General features: G+C 68.9%; 7 protein-coding genes and 2 pseudogenes. 2 read left to right on the top strand and 7 right to left on the bottom strand.

Going from position 1 to position 6,741, the window contains the following annotated elements; genetic code table 11:
• Positions 1 to 61: 61 nt before the first annotated feature.
• The gene (locus ACFC8N_RS48555) at positions 62 to 241 is read right to left on the bottom strand and encodes a hypothetical protein (RefSeq protein WP_376296066.1); all 180 of its coding nucleotides are present in this window, start codon (positions 239 to 241) and stop codon (positions 62 to 64) included.
• Positions 226 to 435: an alpha-hydroxy-acid oxidizing protein gene (locus ACFC8N_RS48550; RefSeq protein ID WP_376296065.1), complete on the bottom strand. Its 210-nt coding sequence runs from the start codon at positions 433 to 435 to the stop codon at positions 226 to 228. Before ACFC8N_RS48550 ends, ACFC8N_RS48555 begins: the two co-directional genes overlap by 16 nt.
• Positions 436 to 644: 209 nt before the next feature.
• Here ACFC8N_RS48550 and ACFC8N_RS48545 point away from each other — a divergent pair, with 209 nt between their 5' ends.
• Positions 645 to 806: a hypothetical protein gene (locus ACFC8N_RS48545; protein ID WP_376296064.1), complete on the top strand. Its 162-nt coding sequence runs from the start codon at positions 645 to 647 to the stop codon at positions 804 to 806.
• 148 nt (positions 807 to 954) lie between these two features.
• Here ACFC8N_RS48545 and ACFC8N_RS48540 read toward each other — a convergent pair whose 3' ends face one another.
• The 4 genes and pseudogenes from ACFC8N_RS48540 to ACFC8N_RS48525 form a co-directional block, all read right to left on the bottom strand.
• Positions 955 to 2,862 (bottom strand): hypothetical protein, encoded by a 1,908-nt coding sequence (locus tag ACFC8N_RS48540; protein ID WP_376296063.1) that lies wholly within the window; start codon positions 2,860 to 2,862, stop codon positions 955 to 957.
• Positions 2,862 to 4,955, bottom strand: a complete 2,094-nt coding sequence (locus ACFC8N_RS48535; RefSeq protein WP_376296062.1) for a trypsin-like peptidase domain-containing protein — start codon at positions 4,953 to 4,955, stop codon at positions 2,862 to 2,864. The genes ACFC8N_RS48540 and ACFC8N_RS48535 overlap by 1 nt, the downstream gene beginning before the upstream one ends.
• Before the next feature lie 37 nt (positions 4,956 to 4,992).
• Positions 4,993 to 5,319: a trypco2 family protein gene (locus ACFC8N_RS48530; RefSeq protein WP_376296061.1), complete on the bottom strand. Its 327-nt coding sequence runs from the start codon at positions 5,317 to 5,319 to the stop codon at positions 4,993 to 4,995.
• Positions 5,320 to 5,752: 433 nt separating this feature from the next.
• Positions 5,753 to 6,115, bottom strand: a pseudogene (locus tag ACFC8N_RS48525) (transposase); the annotation flags it as partial.
• Between ACFC8N_RS48525 and ACFC8N_RS48520 the strand changes: the two are divergent.
• On the top strand, positions 6,042 to 6,224 hold the full coding sequence (locus ACFC8N_RS48520; RefSeq protein WP_376296067.1) for a hypothetical protein: 183 nt from the start codon (positions 6,042 to 6,044) through the stop codon (positions 6,222 to 6,224). The pseudogene ACFC8N_RS48525 and the gene ACFC8N_RS48520 sit on opposite strands and share 74 nt — an antisense overlap.
• A gap of 168 nt (positions 6,225 to 6,392) precedes the next feature.
• Here the strand turns inward: ACFC8N_RS48520 and ACFC8N_RS48515 are convergent.
• A pseudogene (locus ACFC8N_RS48515) lies at positions 6,393 to 6,741 on the bottom strand (XRE family transcriptional regulator); the annotation flags it as partial.

Here is a 6,741-nt window from a genome sequence, read left to right as displayed (position 1 = left end):
ACAGCCCGGTTCCGCACGCCAGCCGACATCACCAGGTTCCTCGACCCGGACAACCCCAAGATCAAATCAGCGTGTTGATTCCCGGCAAGCCCTTAAGCACCAGGGGCAGGGAGGTCACTACGCGCAGCCAGGCGAGATCCTCCCGGGTGATCGAGGCATCGAACTGCTCCTTGGACTGCCGAGCGATGGCCGGCTCCCCGTCCCGGCTGCCGTGCGAGGCGGCCATCACGTCGTGCGCCACGTTGACCGCCCAGATGCCCGGGGCACCGCGAACCCGTTGATGGCCTCCCCCGGACAGAACGCCATCCTGGGCGCGTCGATGATGAGGACCAGCGCACGGAAACCGGCGGCCTCGGCCCGGCGGATCAGGTCACGGCGCTTGAGCCAATACAACTGCATCCACAGCGGGCCGGTGGCCGCAGCGGCGATGTCCACTCACACCTACCGCGTCACAGGATCAGCGCCAGAGCCGAATTACGTGAGCGTCCACAGCGCCGGCCCCCGAATGTCTCGGCGCCTACGACCGTCCCCTCTGGCGGGGCTTCTTCGCTCAGCTCGGCGAGATCGTCAGCCGCGTCCACTCTGTTTGCGGCCCGTACTTCGGCCCTGTCGCCGGTCCCGGTCTCCTTACGTGGAGTGAGGCCGTGCTCGCCTCCCTGCACGCGATCGCGGACGATCTGAGCGCCTCTGGCCTGGACGCTGCGGACGTACGCAAGGTCGCTGACCTCGCCGCCGAGCAGCGTGGTGTGCTCGATGCCGTCAGCGAACCCCGTCTTCTCACCGGGGACTTGTGGACGGTTCACTAGGCAAGTCGGTTGTCGGGCTTGATGTCGTCGGGCTCCGTACTGTGGGCATGCGACACCGATCTCACGAGCGAGTTACTGGACTTGCGCGGGTGAAGTCGCGTGGTTTGTCTCAACGGCGGGGTTCTGAGCCAGTCCGTTGTCGATCAGGTCAACGATGGGGCGGCAGAGGTTGGCCAGCCGTGACTTCGATCCCGGCCTCTTGCAGGGCGGCGAGCGCGGCAGCGGCGAGGTCCTGCCAGCCGAGACGAGCGGCAAGCTGGAGGGCGTTCAGGAGCGTATGGGCTCCGTCCCTTAGCTTTTCTTTGTCGCCGCTGTGCAGATCCAGCACCGCGGTGCCCCGGCGAACCAGTGCGAGGCCGAAGGTGGCGGAGTCGACGGGCGGGTGGCCGTCCCGTGTCAGCCGTTCGTACACTGCCAAGGCTCGGTCCGCGGCGTGAAGAGTGTCTGCTGTGCGGTTCAGGGCGTACAGGGTCTGGGCGCGGCACGTCCAGAGCATGGCGAGCAGTTCTTGGTCCTGACGGCTGGTCGAGGCTACCGGCTTCCACGAGGCCAAGGCGTCCTCAATGACGTCCAGGGATTTATCCGGACGCTCGGCGTGGCGCAGCGCCGAGGCTAAGTTCATCAAGGTCCCGACCAGCTTGTAGGTGGAGACGGTACCGCGACGGTGCTCAGCACGGAGGATGTGGAGGGCTTCCTCCAGGGTGTCCACCGCACGTTGCGGACGGTCCACCAGCTCGTAGTTGGCCAAGTCGTTCAGGGTGAGGGCGAGGCGCAGTTGCTTGGCCGGGTCCCGTTCGGCGGCGGCACGGCGCAGTCGGACGGCCTCGGTGAGGTCGGCGAGGCCACCAGAGTGGTCACCGGCTGCGGCACGCCGGTTGCCGCGCCGGTTGAGCAGGTCGGAGCGGTCGAGTTCGTCGTAGGTCGGTGACCGTACGCCGTCTTCGTACAGGGCGAGGGCCGTTTCGAGTGTGGCGGTCGCGCGGTCGGGGGCGTGGAAGTCGGCATAGGCATGGTCCAGGGTGAGCAGCGCGTCGAGGAGCTGGGCCCTGTGGCCATCGTCGGTTCCGTTTTGGTCGAGCAGTAGTTGCACGGCGCCGTTGGCGGCGCGCAGAGCAAGGCGTTGCTCGCCCCGCTTCGTGTGCAACTTGTACAGCATGCCGAGCACGTCGACGAGCAGCAACTGGATCGCCGGGTCGTGTGGGGCGCGGCGACGGCAGAGCCGATGCGCCTCGTCGAGCACTGTCATCTGAGTGGCCTCGTCTCCCTGCGCTAGGGCGCAGGTCGCTCGCATGACGAGCCCACGGACCAGGGTGCGGGAGTGCGGGCCGGGGCGCTGCGCCTCAAGCGAGCGCAGGATCGGCAGTCCTTCCTCGATGAGGGCGATCGCCTTGACGGTGCGGCCGGTCAGCAGATGAGAGTGGCCAGCCATCATCAGCACTGTGCCGAGTTCGGCCCGACCGGTGTCGGGAAGCCGCGTGGCCCGATCGCGGGCCTCGGCGAGGGCTTGGGCGAACTGCGTGGCCGCCTCTTTGTGCCGTCCCGCCATGGACAGCTCCTTCGCGAGGTTGCCGCGCCAGCCGGTCGACCGGCTCCAGGGTGGGGATCCGTCCGTCGTGTCGTCGGCGAGGCGGCCAACCTCCCCGAATGCCTCGACCGCGGCGTCGTGCCGGCCGAGGTAGCTGAGCACCACGCCCAGGGTGTTCAATGCGCCAAGTAGCCGTGTGCTGCCTTCTGGGTCGTCGAGTAGCGCGCGTCCGCGCCGCACCGCCTCGGCGGCCAGCTCCAACGCCCGTTCGAACTGCTTGCACTCCGTTGCGTACAAGGCCCGCAGGTTCAGCGCGGACACCAGCCACATCAGATGCTGCTCGCCCTGTTCCCGTACCAGTGCCTCGGCCACCACGTGGAACTGCCACAAGAGTTGGTCGGAGCGCTCGTCGTGGTACTCGAACGTGAGACGCCAGGCGAGCTGTTCCAGGGCGACGGCGAGTGGCGGCAGCACCTGCTCGCGGGCGCCCTCCAGCACCGGCATCAATCCGTTCCCAAGGCGATCGGCCATCAGGAGAGCGTGTGCGGCCAGGGCTTCGCTGTGTTGTGGCACCGCCCGCAGCAGGTCGACCAGGAGACCGGCGTCGATCTCCTTGGCCGACAGCAGCGCATCGACGGCGCGGACGACGGCCCGGGGTCGGTGAGCATGCCGACTGCAGCGACGGCGGCGGGCGCTAGGGCTCGGCCGTGCGCCGCGATCACTCGGGTCACGGCGTCGCCCATTGCTGTTTCCTGAAGCCAGCCGCGGCCGAGCACGGTGAACGCCTGGTAGCAGAGGGACCCGGGCAGCGCGGGCAGGAACCTGTCGAGCAGGTCGGGCGTCTCGCGCAGGGCCGTGGCCACGAGGTGCTCGGCGAGCCGGTCGGGCTGGGGAGATCCCCACTGCGCTTCGCGCTCGCCCGGGGGATGCAGGTCGCCCAGGCAGGCCGTGAGGTCGAGACGCCGGTCTTCGGTCAAGTCACGCAGTCCGGGCATCGCGGCGAACAGGGTCAGCGCGTCGGTCTCATGCTCGGGGCGCACGAGCGCGGCGGCGGTGCGAGCACGCCGCAGCACCCTGTCGGAGAGCGTGAGCCCCCGGGCCCGGGCGGCCTGTTGTCCGTAACGGTGCTCGTGTTCGAGTAGTACGTCCTCGACGCTACCCGTCTGCTGGGGCACAGGCCGGGGCCCAGCCTGCAGAAGCGCGGCGAGCAGTTCTATCTGCTCCTCCAGGGCGGAGGATGGGGCCGCGGGGCCGGCGCCGGGCGCCGTCGGGTTCTTCGGTACGGGCAGGGCCAGGAGCCGGTCGGCGGCGGCATGCCAGTCCACGGTGTTGTCGTCGTTGTCGCAGGGGCCGTAGTCGCGCAAGCCGGACAGTGCGGTGGCGAAGGCGTGCATCGTACGGCGCCGGTCCTCGGAGGTGTAGGACCCGTCAGCGTGCAGCGGCGGCAACGCGTACTCGGCGTCGGGGCCCGCCAGGTCACGGACCAGGGGGTGGGCGCCGCGCAGCGTGGTCCACCATTCCCCCGTGCCTCGTGCCATGAGCAGCAACCGCAGCGGGCTGCCGGACGTGCGTCGAGCCAGCGCGGTGAGCAGGGTGTGCAGGGCTGCCGCTCGGCCCTCGGCATAGTCGACGACGACAAGGACCGGGGCCTGTGCGTGGACCAGGGCCCGTGCGGCCTTCTCGTCCGGTTCGGTTTCGGTGAGCCGCCCGGCCACCCAGCCGTGGCGGCGCATCCGCCGGATCAGCTCCAGGGCGAACCGGGTCTTGCCCTGACCGCCGGGTCCGGTCAGCAGTCGCAGGGACACTTCGGCAGCGTCGGCCGGTGCGGTGCACCAGTTCTCGCAGCGGGCCAGCAGTTCGATACGCCCGTGGAAGGGAGCGACCTCAGCGTCCGCGCGCAGCAGACCCATGGGGGTGACCGGTCGATGCGGTGCAGGGGCAGCGAGGGTCTCGGCGAGTTCGACGGACTCCACGGCGAGGGGCACCCCAGTCGCCTGCTCGATCAAGGCGCGGAACTCGGCGTCTTCGGAGAGGAGTTGGATCGGCACGGCCTCGACTCGTCCGTGCCGCCAGTGGGCAGGATCCACGACCACGACACCGGTGAGCAGGTCGCCGCAGAACATCGCGGCGCCCGACGTGCCCGACCAGGGCGAGTCGCCAAGGTCGCCGGGGGCGGTCGCGGAGATGAGCGCCGCGTAGCGCCGGCCGCGGCGCCGCGAGCCGGGGTTGAGCGTGCCGGAGAGGTGCTCCGACTCGCGCAGCCCTGCCACGTCGGGTGCGGCGTCAGGGAAGCCGACAGCCTGCCAGGAGATGCCCGGATCGGTTCCGGTGAGACGGCCCCAGCGCTGCACCTCGGGCACGGCGGGCGCCCGTCCCGGCGCGGCGGTGATGCGCAGCAAGGCCGCATCGACGCCGTCGTCGTCCCGAATCCAGGCTACTTCGCAAGGAAGCCAGGACTCGGCGTCGGTGGCGTCGAGCGGCTGGACCTGTACGCGGGTGCCGACGCGGACTGCGTCCTCGATGACGTGCGCCGCAGTGAGTACGAGGTCCGCTGCAACCAGATAGCCGGATCCGTAGCGGCCGCACCATACAGCCATGACCCGCTGCCACGCGTCGTGCCGCATGTCACCTGCCTCGAACTCCCCGACGCCTCCGTCGTGTTCAGAAGGCGGGCGGAGGCGGTGGGGTGGCGCCGCGCTCGGAGGCGATGCGGGCTGCTTTCCCATCCTTGGTGACCGGGTTGAGAGTGACCTTGAGGCGATTGGTCGAGGTGGTGCCGTTGTCACCGCCCGCGGACGCGTTGAGCACCCAGACCTTCACCCCAGCCTTGGCGGAGCGGTCCTTGCGCATGTCGACACTGAATTCCATCTCGATCGGGCCGAGCTCGAAGAGGATGCGCTCACCCTTGCCATCATCGAGCGCACTATCGAGCTCCTCCCGGATCCCGCGGACCGCGTCCGAGAGCCCCACCCACAGTTCCTTCTCCAACTACCTACTCCGTTCCCCCGACTCCCAAGGCGACAGATGTCCCCACTCGAGCAGCCGTCTCCCAATCACCGTATCTGCCAGGGGTTGGATCTACTACTCCAGGAGTGCTTTCGTTCCTGCCCTGCTGAAACGTTGAGCGGTGGGAGTGTAGCGGGCGCCATCCCGGTAAGGGCACGTCATGACTGGACAACCCTCGAAGGCTTGGCCCCGACGGCGTTAGGGGCAGCGGCTGGCCGTGGCTTGCCTACCTGCCGCAGGAGCTGAGCCCGCGTTCAGCCAACGGCGGCGAGGACCTGTGCCATCTCCTCGTAGCTGTTCAGCACGCCTTCCCGGTTGCCGAGGCGGTGGCGCTCCAGACGGACGGCGCCGAGGTGCCGGGCTTCGTAGATCTTTGAGCGCCAGGTCGCGGCGTCGGACTGGTCCTGGGGGCCGTACGTCTCCCAGAACGCCTTCCTTCGGCTACCCGGCCGCGGAATTCGCTCAACACCGTGAAGTCGAACCCTGGATCGTCCAGCTCAAAGCCCAGACATTACTTCCAGTCCAGACGGCAGCGGACTGCGTCCGCCGCCTGCCGGTCGGTGAGGTTCTCCGCATACTGCAGCACCGACACAAGAGCCAGCTGAGCTGGCGACAGCCCACGCCGCCCGTCAGCCGGATACCAGCCGGCGAAGTCAGCATCCCTGAACAGACCGTCCAGCCGATCTCGCACCCACATCGCAGCCGTGCCACGCGGATTACTCGCCCGTGCCATCCGCACCGTCAACGGCGGAATCACCCGCCCCGAAACCGAACCCATCGCCACCGCGGTCACCCCTCCGACCGCCGAAACCGCCCCGCTCCCACCAGCGCAGCACCACGAAGACATCAACACCATCGCGGTCCGCAGACGCCACCCCACCGAGTGAAGATCACCAACAGCATCCGGAAAGTGAGCCAGAACCCGAGAACGGACAGCAGATGCACACCACTTCGGGAGCCCTCCCGCCGCAGACGGAAATCGAACTGTCCAGCAGAAACGACAGCGGCCGGCACAAGTGTTGAGGCGCTCCCAGCGGTGGGTGGGCGTCGTTGAGTTACTCGCGGACCTGAGCATTCACTGGGGAATGCGCGTCAGCGCTGTCCGCGCCCAGGCCCGTGAGCAGGTGCAGCCCGTCCTCGGCGGGGCTGCCGGGGGCCGCGGACAGCACCAGCAGCTCCATGCCTGATTCATCCGGCAGTGCGAAGTTCTCCTGGTGCAGTTCCAGCAGTCCGACCAGCGGGTGCCGGTACGCCTTGCGTCCATGTGTTCGGGCGCGGACGTCCGCGCGGGCCCAGAGGCGGCGGAAGCGCTCGCTGCCCATCGCCAGCTCGCCGATGAGCGAGGCCAGGCGGGGGTCCTCGGGGTACTTGCCGGCGGCCAGGCGCAGGTGCCCAACCACGTCG

Source organism: Streptomyces sp. NPDC055966 (genome assembly GCF_042269865.1).
Taxonomy (GTDB): Bacteria; Actinomycetota; Actinomycetes; order Streptomycetales; family Streptomycetaceae; genus Streptomyces.
The sequence above is the reverse complement of the archived record's forward strand: the minus strand, read 5'-3'. Positions and strand labels throughout refer to the sequence as shown.